Source organism: Paenibacillus sp. FSL k6-2145, assembly GCF_037976585.1.
Lineage (GTDB): Bacteria > Bacillota > Bacilli > Paenibacillales > Paenibacillaceae > Paenibacillus.
Genome location: NZ_CP150267.1, coordinates 6661617 through 6687205, shown reverse-complemented (window position 1 = coordinate 6687205; position 25589 = coordinate 6661617). Strand labels below are relative to the sequence as shown.

Here is a 25589-nt window from a genome sequence, read left to right as displayed (position 1 = left end):
CAGTGCATATTGATTAGGAGCTAAGGATGCCTGCTGGTTAACCAGGAGTTAAAGTGTGCCGGATCTTTCAAAAAATAAAAATGTTGTATAATCACGATATGATCAGGATACTCAAGTTCATATTGGGTCTGAATCGAGGATTCATCGATGACTCCAATAACCGCGAGTTGATTTTTTTCGATCACATGGGGTGTTGTGGGTGAGCTCATACAACCATCCTTTCGTTTATTAAGTCAGAGTCAACAGGGGCGATGGAGATGTCCATGGTCCCTAGATGACCTATACGAGGCAGGATGGGGAAGGTTAAGCTGATCCGGTTCAAAACGGGTTCAAACTTCTTAAATATAAAAAAGCAGAACCCCACGTCGAATGTGATGTGGGGTTCTGCTTTTTTAACTACTCTTTTGAGAAAGTGTCCAGGGCCTCATCTGAAAGATGGAGTTCTGCAAAAGCCCTGCATATCTTTTGGAAAGATCTAATCGTATTTGTCTCGTACAACATCTCAATGGGATCAAGGCCCAACATAACAAGCGAATCCACAAGTTCTGTCTGATCTACTTCCGCATGGTGGAGCGCTTCAAGCATGGTTTCAATAACTACTAAAAATAAAATGGCTTTATTCACTGTCTCGATTGGTGTCCCCTCCTTCGTAATACTACTAGAATAAGCGGAGGAGGACGGAAAATAACGAGAAAGTCCAATTTCTCAGTGATGAATCTATTCAATCTAAAAGTGTGGAGAGAATATTTGGTTGATGTAAATTAAAATCTGATGATAAGCTCTCTCCTTGTATGTAAGATTAAGCTTTTTCGTTTACTTCGTGGATAATGGAATCAATTAATTCATCATCAATCAGAGTGCTAGCTTTTTCGAGTGCCAACAGAATACCTTGCGGTTGTTCAAAAAAGACTGTTGAGAGAATAGGGGCAACCTCATCTAGATTAATCTTCTCAGCTTTGACCATACTGATCAAGGCAACTACGATCTCATGTCCCTCCACGTTACCTTCCATAAATCTTGTTCTTAGATGAGTTGCTACTATTTCGGTCTTTGACTGCGAGTACGCCATTACATTTCCCTCCAACGGTTTGAATATCTTAGCAGAGCTCCTCTTCATGCAAGTTTAAACCAGGTTAGATTAGGAGTTATCTTAACAATAATAAGGCAGATAGTTTAAATTATCAACAGCCACTAAGGAGATAAAATTCGATTAGAATAACAGTTTTATCCAGTAAAAAAGACCCGGAGAGGGTCATTTTTTGGGTCTGCCTTCCCAATAATCAGGAAATCCGTTGTAATCCCATGCGTTCAGATTTTCACTGTCGGCTTGAATGGCAACATCTGCTCCGGAACCAAAGTCAACACCTACGGTCTGCAGTTCTTTGGCCTTAATAACCAGTACCTTACCGGGTGCACCTGCACACACCAGAGTAAGCTTCCACGGTGTCTGTTGGTAGATATGTTCCATTTGTTTGGATGCTGTGCTCACATGAGACCACGAGGGGCAGTCCACCGTTCCCACGATGCTTGTCCACCCGTATCTCCGCTCCAGAACTTCTCGATATTGCTCGGCCTTGGCTCCGCAGATCAGAATAGGCATGGTCTTGAAAGTTTCATAGAATAACTTGAATCGGGCGATGTAATTATTCTCAAAAGCATAGAAGGTCTCCTTGGGTTCAACTTTGTAATATGCAAGGCACATATCGAATAACGGTTTGAAATACCAGTGATCTGTCTGGGTCAGATGTCCGACGTAATCCGCTTTTCGCAGGCAGTGTACAATAATTTCTCTCGCACTTGCATTGGGTAAGGTTATCCCGCAATAGGTAGGATCGTTCAACCAGCCGTAATGAGACTTGATGAAATCCATAGTCAGAACGGTATCGTGGGCCAGAATGGTGTTGGAAGCATCCCCAAATCGAACAGAAGCATGGGCTTCTCCATCAGAGGCCATTTGGAACCAGTTGTGGATTAATTCTACACTCCCCAGCATGCAGGTCACCTTCTTCCGATGTGTGAATAATGGTTTCTTTGGTATACATATTCATCAACTCCTTCTGTACTAGAATAGGAAAAATGTTTCGTTCTCTCTCTTCTTTTGAGGAATCACTCCTTTTTTGTTCCACGTGCGAAGGTTATTGAGGAACAGTCTAGACTATGTAAAAAGGGAGAGGGGATGGACTGTGAAAAACGTATTTATAGGTAGCCCTGTGCGAAACCGGGCTTGGATTATGGAACGGCACTTGCAATCACTTGAGCAACAAGCAGTGCAGAAGCATTATATGTACATCCTGAATGATAGTGAAGATCAGACGGAGCATATCCTTGATTGTCATCAGATTCCTTATCTTACTCATAATCTGGGGAGAACATATGGTCATATACGTGGACAATATTCCTATCACAACCTGGCGTTGTTGAGGAATATGCTCCTGGATGAGTTTCTAAAATCGGACTGTGATTATCTGTTCTCGATTGATACGGATATCCTCGTTCCTGAGCATAGCCTGCAGCAGTTAATGGATAATGACAAGGATGTATGCGCCATGCTTATACGGAATCATCCAAAGTTGAAGGCTCATAATGCCATGATCGGCGGAAAACATATACCTGAATTCAAAGCGGGTTTGTTCCCGGTAGAACTGACAGGTGCCGTATATTTGATTAAGCGTGAAGTGATCGAAGCAGGGGTTCGATATGGTTCCCATCCAACAGGTGAAGATGCACCATTTTGTGAGCAGGCTAGAAGATTGGGGTTTGAACTGTTTGTAGATACTCGGTTGCGTCCCGTTCATGCCTATGCGGAAGGAGTGGAGTTGATTGCTCAATTGGCTGCTTCGTAGAAAACAACGAGAAAATCCGGTTTTTGAAAGTATAGAAATGACCATTGTCTACCCGCCCGCACTTGACTGGAACCTCTTGTTCCAACGTCCTCAGCAATTGATGACCGCCTTCTCTAATATTCCAGGTATACGGGCTATCTTTATCAATGAAGAAACGTACAGAAAGCAGAGCCGCCCGATTGAAAAGTTAAATGAGGATTTGTTCCTTGTGCAAAAAGGAGTGAACTACGATCACCTGATCAAAGGAAAGAAGGTACTCTGGTTCTCGAATCCAGGTCAGTACAATTATTCGGATGGACGGAAGTTTGATTTTACCGTATTTGATTACCTTGATAATTCGGCTGATGAGTTTGCTGTGTGGAAATCCTACATCCCAAAATGTTTTGACCGTGCAGATCTTATTGCGACGACTGCCAAGGTGATGTACGAGGCACATAAACATGACGGCAAACCAATCTTTATGTGCCCTAACGGGGCAGATTACCAACATTTTGAGAAAGCGCGGGCCATTCTGCCCAAACCGGCGGACTTCCCCGATGTTCATGATGGGCAAAAGATTGTGGGTTTCCACGGGGCAATGGCATCGTGGGTAGATTATTCGCTGATTACCGCTATTGCAGATAAAGGTTATCGTGTTGTTTTGATTGGAAACAATGCCCTCTATCAAAAAAATATTGTGCATCCCAATGTGACTTGTCTTCCGCACAAAGATTATAAAGTACTTCCCGCCTACATTGCTCAATTCGATGTCTGTATCGTGCCATTCAAGCTGACAGAGATGATCCGGGGCTGCGATCCGATCAAGTATTATGAATATTTGTCTGCGGGCAAACCTGTGTTGACAACGCGTATGGAGGAAATTGTTCATAAGTACAGCGATGTAACTTACTTTATGAATCAGCATAATTGCGGGGTGATGTTGGAGAAAGCGATTCGTGAGAATAGTGCTTCCAAAATTGCGGCAAGAGTAAGGGTGGCTAAGTCTAATAGCTGGGATGGCAGGGCAATGGATGCCGTAAAGATGATTAATCAGGTCATAGGAGGTATGAGAAATGAAAAAGATATTTAAACGAATGTTTGGTAACCAATCGACAACACCGACAATTGAGCTTGAAGAAATAGAGATTGACGCGACGGAGTTCAATGTTACGACCTACACCCCAAACACGGATACTACGATTGTATATCTGCCTGCGATCGATTTCCATAGTGAACGATTCGGGCGTCGACCACAACGGCTGTTAAAAGCACTCGCGGAAGTAGGCTACAATGTAATATATATCAACTCCAGTGATGAGTTCTATCAGGTAGATGCCTTGGAGTATCCATATCCGGAGATTCCAAACTTTGTTGTAGCCCGTGTGGGCCATAATGTCCGTACGCTGTTTCAAGGTGATCGCGTGATCTATTGGGTGAACGATAGCCGGCTGGCAAGTTCTGTCGAGACAGCCTATCCTGATCTGGTTGTATTTGATTCGTTGACCGATCCGGATCAGTACGAGAAGCACAAACACAAGATGGAAGCTGTTGCTGACGTTGTCTTCATTACACCTGAGAGAATCTATGAGCATGGCAAATACTGCTCACATGTTCATCTGGTTACTGCCGATGAATTTGAGATCAAGGAACGTGCGGAACAGGTAGCGCAAATTATTGATGCTTTGCCAAACAGAACGGCCCCTCTAATGTAGGGGTCTTTTCTTTGATCGTATATAGGCCTTTTCCTTTTGCAAAGATGACGGGGCCAATCGTGCTTCAATATATTTCGTTTACATTATCGTTAGGGATTGAAGATAGCGTTCTACACTATAAAAAGCAGAGACGGTGAATAGCCAGACGGATTAAAGAAGGATCTCCCGATCATCAAGTCCTTTAACCTGATCCCGGCTTAAGCAAGTCTCCGTAGCTAAAAATACATACTATCCTAAGGAGTGGACTGTTCAATGGCTAAAAAAATGATTATCAAAGGTGTAGGTACGTTTATGGCTAAACGCCTTCCAAAAGATCCGATGGGCGAAATTGAGGTAGTTACCCTGGGTACCCTGCAAGATCTGAAAATTGACCTTAACGTGGAGCTTGAGGACATCTTTGGTGGTGACGGTTTGTTCGCCATTGATGTACTGGTGAAGTCCAAATCGATTGAAGTGTCGGCAACAGATGCCAAATTCGATCTGGATGCGATCCAGCTGATGATGGGTTCAACGGTACAAGAGCAAGTGAAGTCTTATGTATGGGTGCTGAATGAGCAGTCTACAGTGGCTGCAGGCGTATCCAATTCTGGCTTTGCTGAAGCCAAGCCAAAATATGCAAGTAAAATCTATGGAAGCAACGGTGGCATCACGGTTCGCCTCAAAGATTCCAACACATTGCTGAAACAACTCACTTCCAAAGGAACGGCCGTGGAACCGAATGCGTTCTTCTACGACGAAGCAAATGGTGTAGTCATCCTGAATGCGGTCCATATCGATAAGGAGATTGTGCTGAACTACAAACGTGAAGAAACTGTAGACATGGTTGACCTGTTGGTTGACGAAGTACCATTCCCAATCTCTGTCGTTCATCACGGTACGTTCCAGCAAAAAGATGGTTCGTATGCAGGTGTTGAAACCGAGCTGTACATGTGCCGTGCAAAAGGGACATTCAGTATCAATGCCCAGCGCGCTGCCGCTTCTGCATCTGCAATCTCCTTGCAGATTCTTGATCCGGAACGTGCTGACGGAAAAATCGGCAGTATCAAACGTTTCAGCGCACCAAGCAAGATCTAATATCTAAATAAGGTTGATTGCTCCTGGCAAGGTATCAAACGGCATCTGTGTCCTCCCCTTCACAGAGCCTTGCCTTGCCAGGTTTTTTATTATATGGGGGAGAATGTCCTGGGGAGGTCTTTAAATTCATGGAAACAGAACAAGAAAAAGCCGAGCGTGAGCTTGCGGAAAAGCTGAATGAGGAAGCGGCGAAACGAATCAAAGATGATCCGGAAAACAAACGGGTGACTCCGGAGGAAGTGGAGGCTGCTGAGCGTGCATTCTTTGAAGATGATGAGATTATTACGCTGAGGGATCGACGGAAATATCGTATTCCGCCATGTAACCTGAAGGATGCCCGCCGTCTGATGAAGTTGCTGAAAACGGTGAATATCGATGCCATTATTCTTAACTTCATTCCGACTGAGAATGATGAACTGGATGAAAAGCGGCAGCAGGATTTATTTGATGTATTGGCAATGGCATTCAAAAACTATCCACATATCGTGACCAAAGATGAGCATGGTGAGTATATCATCAATCGAGAATATCTGGATGAGTACCTTGATCTGAACACAGCTCGCAAAGTCATTGATATGCTCATTGGACTCAATGGTTTAAAAAAGTAGAACGCACCGAGGGGGAGTCTTTGGAGGGAACCGAAATCCGTGATACGGAAACACAGGAGCCCGTTCACTGGGGAGAAATCTTCTTCACCCTCCATAAACACTGTGGGCTGAACAAGTGGGAGATTTGGGAGTACACACTCCCTCAGGTTGCGGAGCTGTGCAAGTCAGCCGAGAAATATATTCAATTTGAGGTTGAACTTATGACAGCACCTCTTCGCATGTTCGGTGGCGGTGGGGGCGAGGAAGTTGAAGAAGATGGGACCGTCAGACGTAAAAGAACCTTCAATGACGAGGATTACACAGAGATATCAGAAGATGATATCGGTATGCTTGCACAAGCGCTCGGAGGATAAGAGAGAGACATCCCGTTTTGCCTAAATGAAGGTAGAACGGGATTTATGCATAAAGGCGGTGATTCTTTTGACTGAAACAGAAGGACAAGGAGATAAACATTCCTTAACACAAGAAATATTAACAGATAAGGAACAATTAACTGGACAAAATACAGCGCTGAAAGGAAGCTACCTTTCTGGTGTTAATACATTGGTTAGACGTGTAGAGACAGTCAGAAGTGATATGCAGTCGCAAATGATTGAAACACTGACTGCCGATTTGGAGCACTTTTATCGTGGAGCGTTCAGTCAAATGAAGGATGTGTCTGCAGCTGGCTCACAGGGGTTGTTAGACTCCGTGATGAATACGATGAAATATATTTCAGCAGGTGAAACCCAGGGGTATTCATCAACATTACTCAAGAAATCCCTTGACTCGTCGCAGCAGATGGATCAACAGATAAGCCGGGCCGACCAAAATTTGGAGCTTAGATCGTCTGGGACAACGAATGACAGTGGGCAATATACACAAACCGGAACGGTCAAAAATCTGCAACGAATTGCACTGCAACATGGTATGGATCAGGAAGATGTAGGTCTTGCCTATCGCATTGGTTCTCGTAATTATGATCATTCATCTGAAGCTGTGGCGTTTGCTGAAGAAGTAGCCAAGCTGCATTCAGTGGGCAATATGGATGTAGAACAGACGGCAACAGGTCTGGAATCTGTTACTCCGACATGGGGAAGCAGTAGCTTTAATCTGTCCCAAGTCACAGACATGATGATCAGAGCTTCAACGCTGTTGGATGTTGGCATTCAGGACTTGATGGATATGATGCGTCAGACCCTTCCAATGGTAGGGAACCCCGATGGAACGCTTGCACAAGAGGATGTATTAGCCAACTGGATTAGCAAGGCTGGATTGTTGGTTCAGTCAAAAGGAGATCATCCTCAGCAGGGCTTTGCATCGAATCGAGTTAGATTCGATCTTCTTGCTGAACAAGTGAAGGCTACGGATGCAAACGCGTCGGTCCATCAGCGCACTGGTAGTAGAGACAACCTTCAATTCCGACAACGAGAGATCGAAATCGCTTTTCAGATTGCAACGCATGAGGCGATACAAGGGTTGAAAGAGGAATTTGCCGAGCTGGGCGATTATCTTATCGCAGTCATGCGGTTAATTGGAGATCGTACGGGTGGCATTGTTGATCATATGGAATTGCTTAACCGAATTATGGATGAAGTCGGAGTTCAGGTTGCGTGGGATAAGTTCGGTGAAGTGATGAATGAAGGCGATCAGAAGCGATACAGTGCTACGAATGCGGATCCAGGGAAAGTCGAAAATATGGGGAGCGATGTTCCCGAGCCACTTCGAGTCACGGATGTGCAACGTGCTGGTGTAGCGCAGGAAATGGGCAGACAGCAGAGTCGTCTGCAGACTCTGGAACATCGCAGAACAGAAATTCAAAGTAGGGCCGCCTCCAAGCAAGATGATGTACTTCAGGCACGGACTAACCGAGATAATAAACATAATATGTACAATCAGGCTATACAAGATGGGGATACAGCGGCTTCTTCCATTCATGCAGAAGAACGTGACGAAGCTGAGAAGCGAGTCAAAACGTATAGTCGAGAACTTCTTCTGTTGCGAGAAGAAATGCATTCACTCGATATTCAGATTACAAAGACGAAGCGAAGTCTTGAGTTTCTAGGCCGAGAACTGGATGACACGAGTAGAGCATTGATGCAACTTGAACACCAAGCTAGAGTTTTGATGATGGCGATGGATGATATGGACCTGGATGCAGTTGAACTACGAAACAAGTTGTATTTCCTTAATGCAGAGTTTACATACGGTTCAACGGATGTTCAGCGCTACGAATCCGAGATCCAGAAGCTGCGTAAACAGTCAACTCTGTTGAATGATGTTCTCTCCACATTGAGAACCGAAGTCAATGAGTTAAATGCTTCTTTTAGACAAGGCATGATCGATGCTACAGCATACATATCCAAACTGAAGGAACTTGAACAGGTTCAGCTCGCAAGTATGATGAATGGTTCAGGAGGATTACTAGTTGTTCCAGGTGCAGGAAACGGTGGATCTCCTGTGAAGGATGACAAGGAAGAATCCAAAAACAAAACCTTTGTAGCTCGTCATGAAGATCTGATCAAAGATGTCATGAAAGACGCGATAATGGATGAATTCAATCCGGGGGGCGACTCGAAAAAAGGGAGTAAAAATACACCCAAAAGAGGCCTTCTTTCTAGGTTTAAGGATATGAAAGACACAGGTAATCGCAAAGCATTTTTTGACAGCAATGCCCCAATGCGTAATAAAGATGGAAATATTCTTCGAGATAGACAAGGTAATTCGATTACTCAGCGTGACATCAATGCGGAGCAAGCTGCCCGTGGGATTAAAACACCCGGAAAATTTTCGAAATTAGTCAAATCCGGCGGGAGAATATTGAGGCCTTTAAAAGCTGTACCAGCACTTGGGTTAGCGATGACCGCTATGGATGTCGTCTCTGGTCTTGTCGATCCATTGAACAATATGGGTAAGTCAGAAGCGGAGAAGCAGAGTATTCGCGCAACCAATAAAGAAGAGTTGGCCAAAGATTTCAAGGATATGGAGCAGTCATCTTTTGTAGGGAAAGTGTGGAAAGGGTTAAACCTGGGGATGGATGCCGCTGTGTCCGGCACAATGAGTTCAATATTCGGAAACAATGCTACCAATAACAAGTTCGGGGATTACTGGAAGGGATTTAAGGCGGTATGGAGTGAAGACGGCGGAGATGCAGTTGAGAAGAAACTGGGCAAGGAATACAACTACAAGCAGGAGAAAAAAGAAGCCCAGATTCAAATGGATAAAGAGTCTGGAAAACCGCCTGGGGACAACAAACAACAACAACCGCAGATACAATACATTCAACCTCAAATGCAGTATATTCCTGCTGTGGGCGGAATAGGTACCATTGCTAACGGCTATACGCCTCAGCCACAGAGCAATGGTATTGATGAAATGATCGCCAAAATTAATCGGCAGCTTAACAAGTCGACAAGTGATAACGAAACCAATTACCAAGTCACTCGATCCCGTCTATTGATTAGTGGTGTTCGCGAAGATTCTGGTCAGATGCGCGCGCTAATGGAGAAATATTTGCAAGAGAATATCAAGTTCTTCGATAAGGCTATTGCAAGTTTACAGAAGACGTACGACAAGATGGCTGAAGGTAAGGATAAAGATGAACTGGGCCTAGAGATCAATGAGAAGAAACAGCAGAAGGCACAATCAGAGCTTGAACTGAATGGTGTCAAAAACAGCCAAATTGATGAGCTTAGACGCAAGATGAATGATCAGTTTGAGTTGACGCAGTTGGATTATGATAAACGAATGTATGATCTCCTGGCGGCTAATGGAGGTAAGGAAGATGCACCAGAATTAATTGCATTGAACAAATCGCGTGCATCTGAAATGAACTCACAAATAAGTTCGATCAAGCAAGATTGGAAGAATCTGTTGAATAGTGGTGTGTTTAAACCGGGCTCGGATGAATATATGCAGATTTTTAAACAAATCCAGGCATTGGGTGTAGAACAGTCCAAAAATTTGTATGAAATTAGCAAAAAAATGGATAAACCGATTTCTTCATTCAACATTCCAGCAGGTCTTAAGGTCATGGATTACTTTGACTACATGACGACGAACAATACGCATAAAAGTGTGATGGTTGGCTCGGGGGATGTTACGGTTCATGTGAACATCGATAATATGACAGGCAGCACAAAAGATGTGGAGAGACTTACATCTACGTTGGACAAGACACTACGGCAGAACAGTCCTGGTCTGGTTAACCGGATGGCTAGTAATGTAGGTGCAAGAATGGGAAGCAATCATATCCCCAGATAAAATAGGTTAGGAGGGCATCTGATATGACTCAGCAAAATCCGTTTGGCTTAGTTAATGACCGGTATAAAAGGAAGCTGTTGGTAGATACAGGCATGAAATTCGAGCCAGTAAACGGAAGAATTATTGATCCGTACTCTTCACCTTCGCCCAATCCGCAAGTGAGGGAAATTAAAATGATTAATGCTCCCTCGCATTTTCATCAGATGGGCGTATCTTCGTACAAGGCCATCATTAACATCCTGTTTAAAGATAAGCAATCCTATCACGACTACGCGATGTACGTAGGCTGGACACACAAATTTTATGATGAGAAGGGTAATATCTATGTTGGTGTTGTAGAGTCCATCAAAGTCGACCCTATTTTCTACCATCAGGATACGATGGATAAAGATCAGAAGGGGTACAAGGTCGAATTGACCATGACCCTGATCAAAAAAGATGGATATGACCGTAAGAGTGCAATACAGTTTCAGGATTTACAGACGACAGAAGGCAAGGACCACTGGGCAAGAGATTCTATTGAACGCTTGGCTGATTTGGGACTGACGGTTGTAACACAATTGGATGGCACACCCATTCTATTTTTCAGACCGGAAAACTTTATAACCAGAGCAGAGTTTGTTACTTTCCTGATGCGTACTAAACGTTTGCTGGAACGAACAATTCGAGAGTAGGGTGACCTACTCTCTTTTCTGTCTATTCTAAAGATAGGAGGTGTTTATCATACGAAAATGGGTTGATGTAAACGAAGGGGACTGGTTCTATAACGATGTTATGGAAGCCACGAATATGGTTTTGGAAGATGGTGAAGTCTTTGTGGCCGGGATCAACTATAACAAGTTTGAGGAAGGCAAGCCTTTTGTATATGAAGAAATCAAAGGGAAAGCGGGGCAAACCTCATTTAGTCTGCCCGTGCTGATTAAACCAACAGATGACAATCCACTGTATGTGTTTATTGATGGTGTTCAGACCATCTACCAAACGGTTGAAACCAATAGTAAGGGATTAACCGATGTAGAGTTGTATACCGGTGTGACAGCAGGACAGGTGGTGTCCTTCTGTAGTTATGGAGAACCGCTGCTGGACAGTGCTTGGAAAAGGCCACCCGTGTCCTGGACTGGAGATTTGCCCAGAGCTGTACTTAGCGCAGCGACGACCTATTTCTACGATCCATTTAGTCGTAATCATCAGGAATATTTGTATGCAGCAGGCCAACCACTTCGCAGACTCAGTATTCCTTCCGAGGTATGGGCAGACACCATGGGAGACGCAGAGGCGGTAACCAAAATTGCAACAAAGGCTATTGGTTACCGAACGGATGTATATTGTGTCAGCCCGGGGGGATCGGTGTTTCTTCCTTTTAATCTGAACGGTGTTACCTGCAAGTTCAATTATTGGACGAAGAATAACAAGTTCATGAGTGAAAATATCAAAGCGACAACCCTCAAACCAGCATACAACAATTGTTTTTTTCCTAATGCCATTATACAGCGGGGAGAAGCGTTTCATCTGATTAATAAGTTACGCAAGGTGTTCTATGCCAGATTTACGGACATGGAAGCACCAACGACGGAGATTAATCAGCCTATTACGGCATTTCAAGGTCAACGGGTTTTTAGACTTAACGGCAATTATCCGGCAGGTAAAAAGAAACTTAAAGTTACAGTGAAATTTAAAGACGAAAAAAAAGATAAAGACCAAGAAACACCGGCTTATTCGGAAATTGACAACCACACGGTTGTTTTTAATCAACCTTTGTCAGAGGGCGACGAAGTGACGTTCTATTATCTCAAAGATGTGAGCGAGAGGTTCGCAGACGTTGGCAAAGATTCGGCCATATATTATCGGGACAAAAAGGAGCGGGTAGAGCAGTCCAAAGACGCTTTCTGGAAAATAGCCGTCTCGGAAATGGAAGACGAAACATTTGCGAACAATGATCCACTAATTAATGGCATTCCTATCAAGAAAAAGGTGGATGGTGCAGCGGAAGTCACTGATATGGGAAGACCTGTAGGTGGTACGGACGAGGAAGAGATATGGTTCCTTGGAAATTCCGCTATGACACGGGCTGAAGCCGCAGCTTTCCTGGACCGATTCATGAAATGGACCATCGAGCGATTCAAGTAAGGGGGAGATTACAATATGATTCCAATTTCGGATGAGGTTATGAATGTGCTGTCCCAACGTCTGAAGCTGGGGGAAGGAGCGCTTCCCAATATCCGTGTCGAAGTAGATCGGCTGGCATTTATCCCGGGACGGACAGAAGAGTTCAGGCATATCGTAACCGAGCAGGTACCCATCATCAGTACAGAATCCGTTTGGGTGGATGAGTCGAGTAATGGTATATATAACGGTTCGACTCAAGCGAATGCTCAGGAGATTTTTTTTCCGGTTAAGGGTAAAACGATTGATAGTATTACAGTTACAGATAATTTTGGCTCTCCTCGTGATAAAGGTACCAGAATTCATAAAGGTATTGATTTGTTTGATGAGATTGGAACGCCGATATTGGCTGCATGGGCTGGAAAGGTTGTTCAAATATCCTATAGTAAAACAAAGGGTGCTGGTAATGCCGTAAATATAAGACATGCAAACGGAGTAATCACCAAGTATTTTCATTTAAAAGAGATACTCTGTTCGGTGGATGATGAAGTAGCTCAAGGGGCTGTCATTGGAACACTAGGCAATACGGGTGGCGTATATACCGGTGGTCATAAGGTGTCTGCGGCTGAACGTGCGGTGGGCAAGGGACGACATCTACATTTTGAAATTTGGGAAGGAGTCAATCCAACAACGAGAACTGGAGAAGGTGGTAAGGCAGTTAATCCTCAATTGTATTTCAAGGGACAGCGCAAGTTGCACGGAAATGCGAAAACAACATTTACTGATGTAAAGCCGGTTCAGGTCGAAGGATATCCCGGAGAGATCAAACTGAATGAGAAGTTCGACAAACGAAACTGGTATGAGAAAAACGTTTATACAACCGGATTGAAATTTTCGGATTATGCCAAGATTGAATCGGGCTGGACTATGTTTGATTCAGGAGGCAAGTTGCTGTATACGTTTGAAGGCAAAGCCGCCGTAGCTGAATTTGAGATTAACGTGACAAAACTGAGTATGCCCACGCAAGGGCTGCTTAGTATTGGAATGGGGACTAATTTTAGTGATGCGGAAGGGGATTCTTTCGCCGTGGTGATCGATGGTAAAACGTATGCCTATGTGAATAAGTTTAACGGGGCATATGATCTGACCAAACTGACGGAATTGAATAATATTGTGATCCCTGCAAAAGCCAAGAGTATCAAGATTAAGGTGACGTATGGGGGCAAACAAAACTCCACTGTCCCAACCGGGTCTGTTCCTGCTTCGAGTAAGAAGTATAAAAAGTTCGCCATTGATTATATTCGCATACAAGAGTTGTCGCCTGCTCCGTTGAAGAATCAAAAGAGTGAAGAAGGGCTCGATCCATCTAAAGGATATTATCAAACGAACAGCTACACAGATTTTATCAATAATAAAAGGATAGAAACGGATGTTATTCAGGTTGGATCTTTTGTCTATATGGACACCCAGGTTCTTCCAAATATCATTAGCGCCGAAATCGATGATCAGTTTGATTCTGAAGCCCGGGAAGCACGGCTGACCATCTCCAATCCAAGAGGATTCTTCTCTCCGGATTATAATCCTGCTCATTTTCCCGAGCTTGGGGGTGTGCCGTCTCCATGGTCTTATTTTGCAAACGGGTTCCATGTTGGGGTTCTGAGTGAAAATACACCGATACGCATATATATGGGATATGGTCAGCACATGATGCGGGTATTTACGGGACTAATTGACAAGGTGGACATCAATGGCGAAGGCTCAACGCTGGAGATTACGGCCCGAGATATGTACAAGCGCATTATCGAGAAAGTCATTTCCGAGAAAAAAGCCTATCCAGAGGTAGAAGAGATTGATAATGTGCCAGATCCGGTGCCGCCTGCAGCAGTTGGCACGGACCGGACATCATCTATCATTCAGGCTGCACAGGCCCAAGCTGCAGCGTATGGCGTACCTGATCATAAGTTTTTGCTTGCGATATGCAGGCACGAGACCGTTCTCGGAACACAAGGGAAGGGTAAAGATGAGAACGGCAGCTTTATTCTTGGATATGGCTGTCCTAGTGAGGGACCGTGTACTGAGAAATACGCAGGTATTCAGGAGCAAATGAAGCGCGGAGCAGAACGGATGTCCAAGGCGCTGGCTTCCAAAGGGAAAAAAGTGAGTTCCAAGGCGGATGTGCTTTATTTCCATAATGGTGGAGACATTGCTCCCATGACCTGGAGTCAGGATCGGGAGAATTGGGTGGACAAGGTATGGACCTATTATCAGGAGATGCTCGCAGACCCGGCAAGCTGGACTATTACAGCAACCTCCACTCCGGCAGTTACACCAACACCCGCTCAGCCTGTAGAATTTGAAAAGCCGGCTTGGGTCAAATCAACCGTTGTACTAGATCTGGTTAAACATGCGGGTATGGTGGGTTGGCGGGCAACCAGTGAGGATCGCTCTTATCCTGACTACGTGATTGACGAGACCTATCTGGTTGAGGTGAATCAGAAGACGGGCAGGGTCATTGTTCCTGTACCTGGTCAGGAAGGTGAGTTTGAAGTCAAGGATGCAAGCACAGTGCTGACACCGAACGGATGGCTTAATCCATTTATTGAGGAGTATGGCAAGACGTTTGAGCAATGGTCTGCCAAAGTTACGGAAGCTGTTCAGGAGGTGATCTCGGAGATTCCGTATCGAAGCTACTGTGACCGTTATGGTACGTACCGACTGGAGCGCTTGAATTATGACAAACCGGTCGTGGCAGAGTTTTCCGAGAATGACAATCTGATCTCCATAACCAAATCTACAGACTGGTCCAGAGGAAGAAGTCACATCGTTGTTATCGACTCGAATGATAGTCAGAGCAGTTTCGTAGACAAGGAGATTTTGCTCGAACTCAAAGGAGAAATCCGAACCATGGTGCTGGCCGTTCCTTGGGCGAAAACGGTTGAAGCCAAAAGGCAAGTAGCAGAGCGAGCTTTTTTTGATATGAAACGTATGTGCCGTACGCTACAGGTGTCCATTCCTGCGAATCCTTCAATTGATCTGCTCGACAACGTCATTGTGACGGATAAAACGACCACCACACGAGCTGTATATACGATTAAAAGTATTAAAACCAGTTATTCGGTCGACCGTGGCATGTTACAGGTCATTGATATGATGTGGGCAAGAAAGGGAGTGATGGTGTAATGGCCGGCATTGTGAATGAAAATATTGTATTTCCCGTGCTGGATCTAATCCACCGGGAGCTTCGCAAATATAGCAGTATCTCCAATTCAAATGTTTCTCCTCTTGAAGGTGAGCCTTCCGTTACATTATATCGGGAGCACATGCAGGACCCGGACAGAGTGACAGGGGCAGACCTCTTGTATGAATCGGCATGGAAGGTTTCGATCTGGATGAAGTTTGGCTCAGAGGATGAGGAAGACTTTCCTTCCGGGGTGGGCTATTCCCACCCGGATTATGATTATTACAAGTATTTCAGGTTAACGCAGGTGACGGCCCGTACATATGATCCGAGTGGAGAGCCGATGTTCACTTACAATATTGGTCTAAATTATGATGACGAAGGACGCTTAACTGGAACGAGCGTAAGTCGTATATAACATGTAGGAGGTGGTTCCATGGCATTTAATGTATCTTACATCGCGGGTGGCGTCATCGACAAAGTGCGCGAGCTGCCGTACCCACACTTCAGTAAAAAGACGATCCCGTTCATTCGGGGACAGATGTTGGACATTCCGGCGTCCAAGACCACCAAGTCTGATACATTCACCTTGGCGTATGACACAGAGTTCCTGAGCATTGCGTTTGCTGCGAGCCACTACTGTGTCGGCGATTACTGGGAGCTGATGATCGGGACGGAGAAGGTATGTCGTACCATCTATACGAAGGAACTTCCCGAATCAGTTTCTATGGGTAACAGTTTCGGAATTGTCTACCCGATTCCGGCGGGAACGCCCATCACGTTTGACTTCTACAACGCGGTGGCTGAAGCCAAGTCGGTCTGGTACAACATCAAATTTTTGAGATAAGGAGGGTGACGATGGCACTGCAAAAACCGCAGACGAACTTTGCCGCTTATATTGACGGAGAGTCGGAAGCACAAAAACTAATCAACACACTGGCCGATGAAATCGTAGGTGCTGATATTCCCAAAGTAGAGGGCGGGATTGACGCCAATCGCTGGGAGAAAGTCTATGAGGCAGAGCAAGATTACTGGGTAACCTATACCCCTAAAACTCGGCCTAATATCCAAGGGAAGTACCTTCATACGGATGGTAACTTGTATGATGTGGTTAAAATTCCTGACTACAGTAAACTTAAGTTTAAAGATGGAACACCAGCTGTTGAAGATGATGGTTTCCTTTATGAAGTGAGTTCGGTATATTGGGATCAAATTGTCGAAGGTGGTAGTCGTCCCACAGTTAGAGAAAAGGATTACGGTAATTACAAGACCGGCAGAAAGATTCAAGTTGTTCAGTTTTCTTATACGGATAAGACAGGAGCTAATATTTTTGTAGACGTTCCTAATCAGCTAGCTACATTGGTAACAGATCTCACTAAACCTGATGGTGTTACTGCCTACATTGTAAAGCAGAAGCAAACGCTTAGTACAGGTGACGTAGTTTACTTGGACGACTGGAATGAATTTGAGTTAGTTACGGAGCTTCCTGATGACTGGAACTACAGTCTTAAGACGGCATATCAGTGGGAATACGTTAGGTATTTTGACTATTACGGTAGTTGGACTTCTTTGAAGTCTAGTATTGTGGAACCTGGTAAATCAAAATACACGTTTACTGAGCGTTATTATACTGCTGATCCCGTTCATGATGTGCCTTCTAGAGTAGTGATTAAAGGTACGCCAACTGTACCAACTGGAATTCCTGTGCGAGAGTACTCTGTAATGTTGGAACAACCAACTAATGATTGGAACTATATAAATATTTATTATGGTGAAGAGTTTGAAGGTATAAACACAAGTGGAGATTCAACGACCACATACAGAGGAGCTTGTGACCCAACTACGGTTAAACCGGGGTTAACACCTACAGTTATAGATCAAGCCAAGGCACAAGCCATTTACGAGATGTGGAACACAGATACGATTGTCAAAACATTCATCCCACCGTCCACGAAGTGGAAGCTGGATTATGACGGCAAGACAGAGATCGTAAGCCCGGCAGCTCGCTTTTTCCACGGACGACATTCTACAACATCATGGTTGCCTAACAAAAAACGCAGACCGGATTACCTGGTAGCTTACACTTTATCGGTAAATAATGATCGAGTAGTTCTTGTTCTGGAAGGTGATCCTTCACCGAATATTCATAGTTATTACCGCAGTTTTGGATACATAGGCAAGATCGTTCCGTTCAATGATTACGACCATGGAGGCAACTTTGGTGTCACTGTAGGTATGGGTGATCTGCGAACAGATATGACAGGTTATACGAAAAATGATATTCTCACGGATCTTAATCCGGATACCTATGCCAAATACGGTGAGTACACTTCAAATGGTATGGACTCCATGTCCATGTTGAAGACACGCAGTAATGTCTTGTTCCAGCGGTATTATCCGGCATTTATTTCGCATCTTCCGAACTATCCTTCTGTGGGTAAACTCCCCCCGGGCCTCTCGAAATTGATTGTAGATACGGATGGGTTCCAGAAATCTCTTTGGACAGGAAAGTATCACGCAAGCCCAATCTACCTTGTGCATCAGGCAGAAGGATATCGGGGTTATATGGACGGTGTAGTTGCGATATACGACCATAATTTGGTCAATCGCGATGAATTAATCGTAGATACAGAAATTCTGAAAGATCCTTCCAAACCTGCGTTGGGTACGTGGACAGAGGTTTACAAGTTTTTCAGTATCAAGAGTCCGTTGAATCTATTCAAGCATTCCCCATCACCAGATGTAATTACGATTGCATTTTTGAAAGAGATAAAATAAGGAGGATTACATAATGGCAAATTTTAAATATGTAGAAACAATCACTACTTCACAGGACGTGTTAACAAAACTGAAAGAGGAAGTTACAGGGTTTAAGAGTTTCCCATTTGAATCCACTGCAGGCGAGTCTCAGGAACAAAATCTGTGGGAAGTATTTTACGAAGAAAAGGACAGTAGTGACCGTATTCAGGAACTTATTCTTCGCGGGATCATGACCATTGGAACACAAGCAACACCGATTACTAAACATTTCTATGTAAGTTTCATTAATCATGCTCTGGTACCACGCGTCGTTGCACCAGTTCCAGCCTATGAGGAGCATAGTACGTTGACTGTTCAGCTGCTTGAAGGATTGGAAGGCAGCGAACCAACTACACTACCAGTTACCACTCGCCCTACATTCAAGCTAACAGGACATCCGGTACTCTACCAATGGGCACTGGAAAACTATACACCAACAGATCGGAATAAAGAAAAACCTGTATACATGTATGTGAATGTCATGAACAATCGTTTGGCGATGGTTCTCGTTGCGGACCCAGCTGTAAACTTCCTTGATTACAAAAAATCCTTCCTGTATGCAGGTGCATTGAAACCGTTCAAATACAACCTGAATGATGTAGACGGAAACGTAATGTTGACAGCCGGAGCAGTAATCGAAGAACCGGATATCTCGCAGATTGCCACAACAGGAACGTATTACTATGGTCAATATACTTCTGCAGGTAACAACACACTTCAGATGTTGAAAACCAAATCGGGTATTGAATTCCAGCAGCACTATCCTTCCTTTATCACGCAAGCTCCACCGAAAGGTAAAGCTTATCAAGATCCTGAATTGGGGGATACGGGTTTGGAATTGGAGCCTCAAGGCTTCCAGGCATCCAAGTGGACATCCAAATATCACTTGTCTCCGATCTACGTGGTTCATCCTTACGAGGGTTACCGCGGTCAATTCGATAACTGCATCGCGGTTACGAAGCATAATATCCTTCACCTGGATGAGTTAATTATTGATGTGGAAGGCAAGTCTTGGGACCAAGAGGTGTATCGTTATTTCGATACCGATACGGCACAGAATTTTATGAATCTGTCTGCCAACCAACGCATGGGTGTAGCTATTCTGAAGGAAGTCCGTTATACGGCGTAAGTTAAACTGAATCAAAGCTGAGTCGTATAGATTCAGTGAGAGGGAACTTTCTGAGACTCCACTCAGGGGTTCCCTTTTTTTAGTTGGAAGGGGGCAGTGACGTGAGTCAAGTAGTCAACAAGTTTGATTTCACCGTTATAGATTACACGACAACTCAGTACGGTTACCTGTTTACAGTCGGAACTACAGGAAGCAGGCCTGAGGAATATCGATTTATATATATGCCTTACAGCCGGTATCCAAGTGTCCTGATGCTTGATTTTTACATGGCAAGATCGATCTCACATGGATTTAATCATCAACTTGTGGAAGCGATTCGCAAGGATCTGGAAGGAGAAGAACGATTTATTGTCCTAAGTGATGCTAAACAGGATAAAGAAGGACTTTTACACAGTTCCATGGAAGGATCGAGCTCAGCTACCAAGCAAGGCGATGTCATGGAATTTTCGTTTGAAATGGAGCGATCTGCTTTAATTGAAGCTTTGGAGATGGATCATCAAGATGAGGGCCACAGGCCCGGAGGTTTAAAGGACTCAATCATTCCTGAAGACATGTCAGAGGGCTGGCGCGTAGATAACGATAAAGAGCTAAAGATTGTCCGTAATTTGGGTTTAACTCGTAACTTTGTGAAGAACTTGGATAAGCTGGAGCCTGGAAAAATCAGTTTCAGGGTTAGTGAATTTGGGATGATCGCGGATTATGCAGATAGTGCAGAGCAAGATAGCAGTTCTGAACTGGTGATTAAACAATGGATACACTCCGTTCGAAACGATAAACCGGATATGGATGTGGCAGAGGTTTTCGAAAAAGTGGAGAAGATCATTGGACGATCCACACAGAACGAATTTTTGTTAGAAGCCATTCAAGACCACTTCAGAAGTACAGAACTTGAGAGAAGCCTTCAGTCTCGGAAAGTAAGCAAACAAGATGTGGAAATTCTATATCAGGACCTGCTAGGTTTACGTGATGATCATAAAGAAACATTTGCTGAACAAGCTGCCATGATTGGGAAAAGGGTAGATGATCATCAGCAATTGTCCGTTCTCTCGGATATCTCGACTGCTTATATTCGTCGATTTCAGGAAATAAAGTATTTGCACCTTGATCGCACGTTGCCGTTAGCTCATAGAGTGTATAACACTTCACAATTGACACTCATACAGACACTGAGAACAGCTATCCGAGCAACTACGTTTGCTGGAACGACTACAGGCAAAATTGTTCAAGCAATCAGAGACATCAAAGAGAATATGTTTCTTTCGCAACTGAATCAGGCTACGCGGGTAATTGAGAATGAAATGACAACTCATGAGAATGTACTTGCCAAACTGAAGGATCGTCAGTACCCGACTGTTCTACATACCGAAATGAGAAGTACGCGAGAAGTAGACAAGCCACTATACTTTCATGATGATCTCAGTCAAAGCAGCCGTGACCAATATCGAAATGCACTAGTCTTTCGTCCAGGTGATGCCCTTTGGTATCCGCTCCAAGCTCACAGAATGATAGACAAACATCCGGCAACTACAGCATCCGGTATCATTTTGGCATCCAGAAATATAGGGACTATATCGGATGTGGAAAGGCAATTTCCTTGGGCTGTTCGGGATCAAGCGGAAGATATGAACGTCATGGGTGATCTGACTACGGGGCAAAGAGTTTATGTGGAGAAAACGTATATTGAACACGAGCGTCCTAAGGCACAACGGATTTATGTGGTTCATAGTGAGTTAGACCGTCATGCAGAACAGGCTTATCGTGAAAGTATGGAGCACGGTTTTGTTTTCAGAGATTTGCAGGAGAGCAGAAGGATCAGTAAGGTTCCTGGGTATGTAGAAAGGGAAAGTAGGCTAGGCAAACGAGTGGCTGCAGAGGCTCTTGAAATACTCAATAAGCAATCACTTGGTGAAAGGGAAAGCAAGTTCGATAGCTATATTGAGGACAAGTTCCATACTGCAAAAACAGAAAAAAGGAATTTGTTCATCCCGAACAGCGAGGAAGGCGCAGAAAGAGAAGCATCCTTTGAAAGTTATACGGCTGGTTCAACAACGGCAGAAAGAGCCTTGGCTCATGATTTGTGGTTACCTGAGTCTGAGGACCATTTGGCTGATAAAGAATTATTACGTTCTACCATGCTCGAAAAGCTAAATTCGTATGGAAAGAACGACGAACAGAAGCATGTACATCTGACAGAGAAACCACTTGTATCACATAGAGACCGTAAAAAGTTACATCTGGAAACGACCCTGAAAGCCATCCGAGATCGTAGTCGACCAACCATGATTCGGGATGAGCTTTTGGACAAATTGGTTGGTGGAGGATGGTTGGGGAATAAAGCATACCCTGGATATCTGGACGAGGAATTTATCCTAGGGGAGATCTTGGAGAACAGCCCGGCAGTCATCCTGGAAATGATGATGGAAGCTGTGAATAATGCAGACGCTTCGGTTTATTTTGATGAACCGTTTTTGGCTGGGGTTAGAGAGCGGGTAGATGCGTTAATCGATTGTGGGATCTTAACAGCTGATAAAGAAGGAAGCAGATCAGGCATCATTTCCTTTAATTTCGAAGGTGCGAAGGAATCTCAGCTTGGTGATATAGGGACGGAACTCTCAGAAGCATCCAAAGATTTGAGCATAACAGTACTTGAGGATGAATCTCGATCGGCTGAACTGAACAGACGTAATTCTACTCTAGAGACAGACGTTTTCGAGGGAGTGAAAGTAAAGGAAGATCAGCATGGCGAAATTACAGAAGTCATTTACGGCGCCGATTTTAATGCAAGACCGGCTATTATTGAGTTTGAAGATTCATTAGGTTACCTGAATCCTGGAGGGGGATTATTCCCGGATGACCCAGCGTATGAAGGAAGTCAAGTTGAACGCAGAGGACAAACCTTTGATGAGTACGGGATAGGCGCAAAATATAAACGGGACGGAATGGCTCTTGACCATCATATCGTGAGTTCCAACATGAACCGTGAGAGTGTGATTCATACCGAATTTAATATGGGCGGGGTTTCCCGGTATCGATATGGAATAATTGATGATGAATACACCATGGGTGGCACGAACTTGCGCCAGATGCTTTTGAACAGCGAATATGCTATTGGAACGTCAAAGACTCGTGAGGGATACTCGTATGATCAACAACTTATGGCTACTAATCCAATAAGAGAAGGTTTAATCAGTGGTGAGTACTCCATAGGCACAGCCAAGATCAGACAGTTGTATTTGAATGAGAGCTATTCTATTGGCATGATTGAACCACGTCAGGCAGCAATTGATATAGATTACTCACTGGCGACTTTGGAATGGAGATCTGCGCTGCTCAGCGAGGATTATTCCATAAGCAGCTCGAAATATCGAGATGGAATAGCTGAGATTGGATATACGCTTGGTTCATCGTGGGCAAGAGAAAGTGCAATGGATATTGAGTTTATTGCAGGTACGCGGCAAGCATGGGAATCCACGTTGGTAAATATTACTTCTGAAGCGATTAGGGTAGATCGATATGGATCGGTGCAAGATGAGATGTCTCTAGCCACTACTGTAATGAAATCTGCGAATCTTGACGATATGCTGACGGCCCATTCAATCATGCGCAAAGGACAATTGAACGTTGAAATCATTTCGGATAACATGAACAGATTATCTCTCATGCTTGAAGATAACCATTCTACAAGAATCGTGAAAGAGGCATCAGTCCATGAGATTGAGAGTGAAATTGTCAAGTTACGCTTAAGTGAATTGCATGGTGAGGGTTGGTACGGTGGTAAAAATATCAGAGATACTGAATTGGTCGAACTGATCTATGATTCGATAAAGAGTAAAAAGGATTCGGCACTGGATCATGATGTGATCATTGCCTACAAGCTTACTCATGACGCTTACCTTCATGAGACAACTGATAGCACGATTGAAAAGATTGCTAATCTTGAAGAACAACTTATAGCGGATAAACCGCAAAATGGTTATCTTGACCTCACGCTACCACTAGGCGGTATAAATCTGAAATATGCAGATGTTCCAGTGGAATCCGTGGGTGGGACGGGGCTCAGTTATGGAGATATACCTGTAGAGATTGTTGGCGGAACGAATCTGAAGTACGGTGATGTTCCAGTTGAGATTGTTGGTGGAACAAACTTGAAGTACGGAACAACAGAGATTGTACTCTCAGCGGACAAACCCCAGTACGGCAATATGGAAGAGAATCTGCTCGCTGACAAACCGCAATATGGATATTTGGAAGAGAACATGTATGGCCTGAAAAATGCCAAAGATTCCACTATTGATGAGCAAATTCATGCGTTTAAAAACGGTAAAGAAGTCGATTTGATCCAAACGCTTGAGTTAAATAAAGAGGATAGATCAGCATTCTTGCATGACAACCTTTTGGGGGTAAAAGCTGAAAGATGGGCGCATACCCATGAGACGATCAATGATGTAATGAAGCTGCGAAATGGATCGTTGGATCAGGATATGTTCTACGGAAATAAAGAATTTAATGAATCCAATTTGGACACGGAAATGGTTGGCTTCCAATATAAACAGATAGACCTGATCCAAAGCGAATATGCTTACCTTAAAACGAGAGACGTTCATATCGAAGATAACTCGTTCATGAGCTCCAGAAGTTCTTATGACGCGTATAACCATCAATTGGATTCTGGAATGAACTTGTTAAGAAGCACGACTCTCGATTCGGAGCAATTCGCAGCGGAGAAAATAGATCGATATGGTCATTCACATGAAATGGAAAGTGGCGTTGGGGGTGAGCGAGCCGGTGAGCATTTCGATGGGATATACGGGACCACACTCCAGAGGTTTGCATTCTCAGGTGACGAGTTAAGTTACGGAAATAGTCTACCATACACAAGTTACGTTGATAATGACGGCGAGAGCTTTGGCAGTAAGTTAATAGACCCGGGTTATCTCAGTGAAGATGATTTTAAAGGGATAACTGAGGAACATGAATCCAGCATAGAAAGAGAGTGGCCGACTGGAACAACGAACGCCAGGTTGTCTGAAATTGAAGATCCTGATTCTCTAATGGCTTCATTTGAAGAACGCTGTTCTCAAGTCATCACAGGTTTTATTTTCGCTGAAAGACCTGAGAAACGAGCAGAGTATCTGGAACAGTTGCACGCGTTCCTTCCCGAGAGAACAGCTCATCTTATGGAAATGTATCACGAAGCCAAGATGGAACCGCGTGAGAGCTTCACACTGACTGATCATCCGGTGGCTGAACGTGAAACCGCTGATGCTTACATTCCGATGATGGACACCATGGCACAGGGTCTCATATTCGATTACTCGGAAGATCTGCTCGATCGAGGGATGGATCCTGAAGATTGGGAAGGTGGTTTGGGTGTGCCGGAGGACTATGATCCGAATGATCCATTTAATGTGTACTATCCGTATTCCAAGGATATGGATGCGCTGGAATTATCCCAGTCTGACGATTGGACTAAATTCGGTCAAGGCGATTGGGATCGGGATCCATTGCTTGGAAAGTTTTATTCCAAGGCGGATACGAAGGACATCAGCGGATGGTACCGAAATAATTTCCTGGCTGAGACGTATAAGTTCTCAATTGATTTCAAGGTGGATGCAAGTACGGATGGGAATGGTGCAGGGATTATTTTCAAATACTTCGATGAAAATAATTATTGGATGTTTATGGTTCACGGAGGAGATAGCGATAACAGTCTGGATATGAGAACGCCGATGCAGCTATATAAAATCGTTGCTGGCAATCCAACTGCAGTGGGTTCTCCGATGCAACCCTTTAAGTGGGAGAAGGATAAATGGTATACATTGTCCGTGTCGGTCATGAAAAATAAACTCCAGATCTACACAGATTCGAAATTGCAATATGATCTGACGGGCACCGATTAACTCGGTGCTCTTTTTGTCGTAT

General features: G+C 44.1%; 19 protein-coding genes. 15 read left to right on the top strand and 4 right to left on the bottom strand.

All coding sequences use genetic code 11. From position 1 onward, the window contains the following. Positions 1 to 20: 20 nt before the first annotated feature. From NZ043_RS29575 to NZ043_RS29560, 4 genes are all read right to left on the bottom strand, one after another. Positions 21 to 209, bottom strand: a complete 189-nt coding sequence (locus tag NZ043_RS29575; protein ID WP_339309941.1) for a hypothetical protein — start codon at positions 207 to 209, stop codon at positions 21 to 23. 187 nt (positions 210 to 396) lie between these two features. After that, a complete protein-coding gene (locus NZ043_RS29570) occupies positions 397 to 624 on the bottom strand; it encodes a hypothetical protein (protein ID WP_339309940.1) in 228 nt (75 codons plus the stop codon). Positions 625 to 799: 175 nt separating this feature from the next. Continuing rightward, positions 800 to 1069, bottom strand: a complete 270-nt coding sequence (locus NZ043_RS29565) for a hypothetical protein (RefSeq protein ID WP_133385387.1) — start codon at positions 1067 to 1069, stop codon at positions 800 to 802. A gap of 183 nt (positions 1070 to 1252) precedes the next feature. Then, positions 1253 to 1993 carry a GT-D fold domain-containing glycosyltransferase gene (locus tag NZ043_RS29560; protein WP_339309939.1) on the bottom strand — a complete coding sequence of 247 codons (741 nt, stop codon included), beginning with the start codon at positions 1991 to 1993 and terminating at the stop codon, positions 1253 to 1255. 190 nt (positions 1994 to 2183) lie between these two features. On the opposite strand from NZ043_RS29560, the gene NZ043_RS29555 reads away from it, so the two are divergent. The 15 genes from NZ043_RS29555 (at position 2184) to NZ043_RS29485 (ending at position 25567) form a co-directional block, all read left to right on the top strand. Continuing rightward, the gene (locus NZ043_RS29555; RefSeq protein WP_339309938.1) at positions 2184 to 2843 is read left to right on the top strand and encodes a hypothetical protein; all 660 of its coding nucleotides are present in this window, start codon (positions 2184 to 2186) and stop codon (positions 2841 to 2843) included. Beyond that, positions 2821 to 3912 carry a glycosyltransferase gene (locus NZ043_RS29550; RefSeq protein ID WP_339309937.1) on the top strand — a complete coding sequence of 364 codons (1092 nt, stop codon included), beginning with the start codon at positions 2821 to 2823 and terminating at the stop codon, positions 3910 to 3912. The genes NZ043_RS29555 and NZ043_RS29550 overlap by 23 nt, the downstream gene beginning before the upstream one ends. Beyond that, positions 3896 to 4534 carry a hypothetical protein gene (locus NZ043_RS29545; protein WP_339309936.1) on the top strand — a complete coding sequence of 213 codons (639 nt, stop codon included), beginning with the start codon at positions 3896 to 3898 and terminating at the stop codon, positions 4532 to 4534. Before NZ043_RS29550 ends, NZ043_RS29545 begins: the two co-directional genes overlap by 17 nt. A gap of 252 nt (positions 4535 to 4786) precedes the next feature. Then, entirely contained in the window at positions 4787 to 5608 is an 822-nt protein-coding gene (locus tag NZ043_RS29540; RefSeq protein WP_133385382.1) for a hypothetical protein, read from the top strand. 128 nt (positions 5609 to 5736) lie between these two features. Continuing rightward, positions 5737 to 6216, top strand: a complete 480-nt coding sequence (locus NZ043_RS29535) for a hypothetical protein (RefSeq protein ID WP_076331342.1) — start codon at positions 5737 to 5739, stop codon at positions 6214 to 6216. A 20-nt stretch (positions 6217 to 6236) separates the two neighbouring features. Further along, the gene (locus NZ043_RS29530) at positions 6237 to 6569 is read left to right on the top strand and encodes a hypothetical protein (RefSeq protein ID WP_223199730.1); all 333 of its coding nucleotides are present in this window, start codon (positions 6237 to 6239) and stop codon (positions 6567 to 6569) included. Between the two features lie 67 nt (positions 6570 to 6636). Continuing rightward, positions 6637 to 10458 carry a hypothetical protein gene (locus NZ043_RS29525; RefSeq protein WP_339309935.1) on the top strand — a complete coding sequence of 1274 codons (3822 nt, stop codon included), beginning with the start codon at positions 6637 to 6639 and terminating at the stop codon, positions 10456 to 10458. Positions 10459 to 10481: 23 nt separating this feature from the next. After that, positions 10482 to 11132, top strand: coding sequence for an S-layer homology domain-containing protein (locus tag NZ043_RS29520; RefSeq protein ID WP_339309934.1), 651 nt, complete (start codon positions 10482 to 10484; stop codon positions 11130 to 11132). 115 nt (positions 11133 to 11247) lie between these two features. Further along, positions 11248 to 12585, top strand: coding sequence for a hypothetical protein (locus tag NZ043_RS29515; RefSeq protein WP_339309933.1), 1338 nt, complete (start codon positions 11248 to 11250; stop codon positions 12583 to 12585). A gap of 15 nt (positions 12586 to 12600) precedes the next feature. Then, a complete protein-coding gene (locus NZ043_RS29510; protein ID WP_339309932.1) occupies positions 12601 to 15741 on the top strand; it encodes a M23 family metallopeptidase in 3141 nt (1046 codons plus the stop codon). Continuing rightward, on the top strand, positions 15741 to 16157 hold the full coding sequence (locus tag NZ043_RS29505) for a hypothetical protein (protein ID WP_133385377.1): 417 nt from the start codon (positions 15741 to 15743) through the stop codon (positions 16155 to 16157). The genes NZ043_RS29510 and NZ043_RS29505 overlap by 1 nt, the downstream gene beginning before the upstream one ends. Before the next feature lie 18 nt (positions 16158 to 16175). Next, positions 16176 to 16586, top strand: coding sequence for a hypothetical protein (locus NZ043_RS29500; protein ID WP_339309931.1), 411 nt, complete (start codon positions 16176 to 16178; stop codon positions 16584 to 16586). An 11-nt stretch (positions 16587 to 16597) separates the two neighbouring features. Then, positions 16598 to 18517, top strand: a complete 1920-nt coding sequence (locus NZ043_RS29495; RefSeq protein ID WP_339309930.1) for a hypothetical protein — start codon at positions 16598 to 16600, stop codon at positions 18515 to 18517. A gap of 13 nt (positions 18518 to 18530) precedes the next feature. Further along, positions 18531 to 19667 (top strand): hypothetical protein, encoded by a 1137-nt coding sequence (locus NZ043_RS29490; RefSeq protein WP_036607790.1) that lies wholly within the window; start codon positions 18531 to 18533, stop codon positions 19665 to 19667. A 101-nt stretch (positions 19668 to 19768) separates the two neighbouring features. Then, on the top strand, positions 19769 to 25567 hold the full coding sequence (locus NZ043_RS29485) for a hypothetical protein (protein ID WP_339309929.1): 5799 nt from the start codon (positions 19769 to 19771) through the stop codon (positions 25565 to 25567). Positions 25568 to 25589: the final 22 nt, after the last annotated feature.

Excerpts from the sequence above, each read along its gene's own strand:
- NZ043_RS29575 (WP_339309941.1), bottom strand. The coding sequence starts at position 209 with ATGAGCTCACCCACAACACCCCATGTGATCGAAAAAAATCAACTCGCG.
- NZ043_RS29565 (WP_133385387.1), bottom strand. The coding sequence starts at position 1,069 with ATGGCGTACTCGCAGTCAAAGACCGAAATAGTAGCAACTCATCTAAGA.
- NZ043_RS29560 (WP_339309939.1), bottom strand. The coding sequence starts at position 1,993 with ATGCTGGGGAGTGTAGAATTAATCCACAACTGGTTCCAAATGGCCTCT.
- NZ043_RS29545 (WP_339309936.1), top strand. The coding sequence starts at position 3,896 with ATGAAAAAGATATTTAAACGAATGTTTGGTAACCAATCGACAACACCG.
- NZ043_RS29540 (WP_133385382.1), top strand. The coding sequence starts at position 4,787 with ATGGCTAAAAAAATGATTATCAAAGGTGTAGGTACGTTTATGGCTAAA.
- NZ043_RS29535 (WP_076331342.1), top strand. The coding sequence starts at position 5,737 with ATGGAAACAGAACAAGAAAAAGCCGAGCGTGAGCTTGCGGAAAAGCTG.
- NZ043_RS29520 (WP_339309934.1), top strand. The coding sequence starts at position 10,482 with ATGACTCAGCAAAATCCGTTTGGCTTAGTTAATGACCGGTATAAAAGG.
- NZ043_RS29515 (WP_339309933.1), top strand. The coding sequence starts at position 11,248 with ATGGTTTTGGAAGATGGTGAAGTCTTTGTGGCCGGGATCAACTATAAC.
- NZ043_RS29510 (WP_339309932.1), top strand. The coding sequence starts at position 12,601 with ATGATTCCAATTTCGGATGAGGTTATGAATGTGCTGTCCCAACGTCTG.
- NZ043_RS29505 (WP_133385377.1), top strand. The coding sequence starts at position 15,741 with ATGGCCGGCATTGTGAATGAAAATATTGTATTTCCCGTGCTGGATCTA.
- NZ043_RS29500 (WP_339309931.1), top strand. The coding sequence starts at position 16,176 with ATGGCATTTAATGTATCTTACATCGCGGGTGGCGTCATCGACAAAGTG.
- NZ043_RS29495 (WP_339309930.1), top strand. The coding sequence starts at position 16,598 with ATGGCACTGCAAAAACCGCAGACGAACTTTGCCGCTTATATTGACGGA.
- NZ043_RS29490 (WP_036607790.1), top strand. The coding sequence starts at position 18,531 with ATGGCAAATTTTAAATATGTAGAAACAATCACTACTTCACAGGACGTG.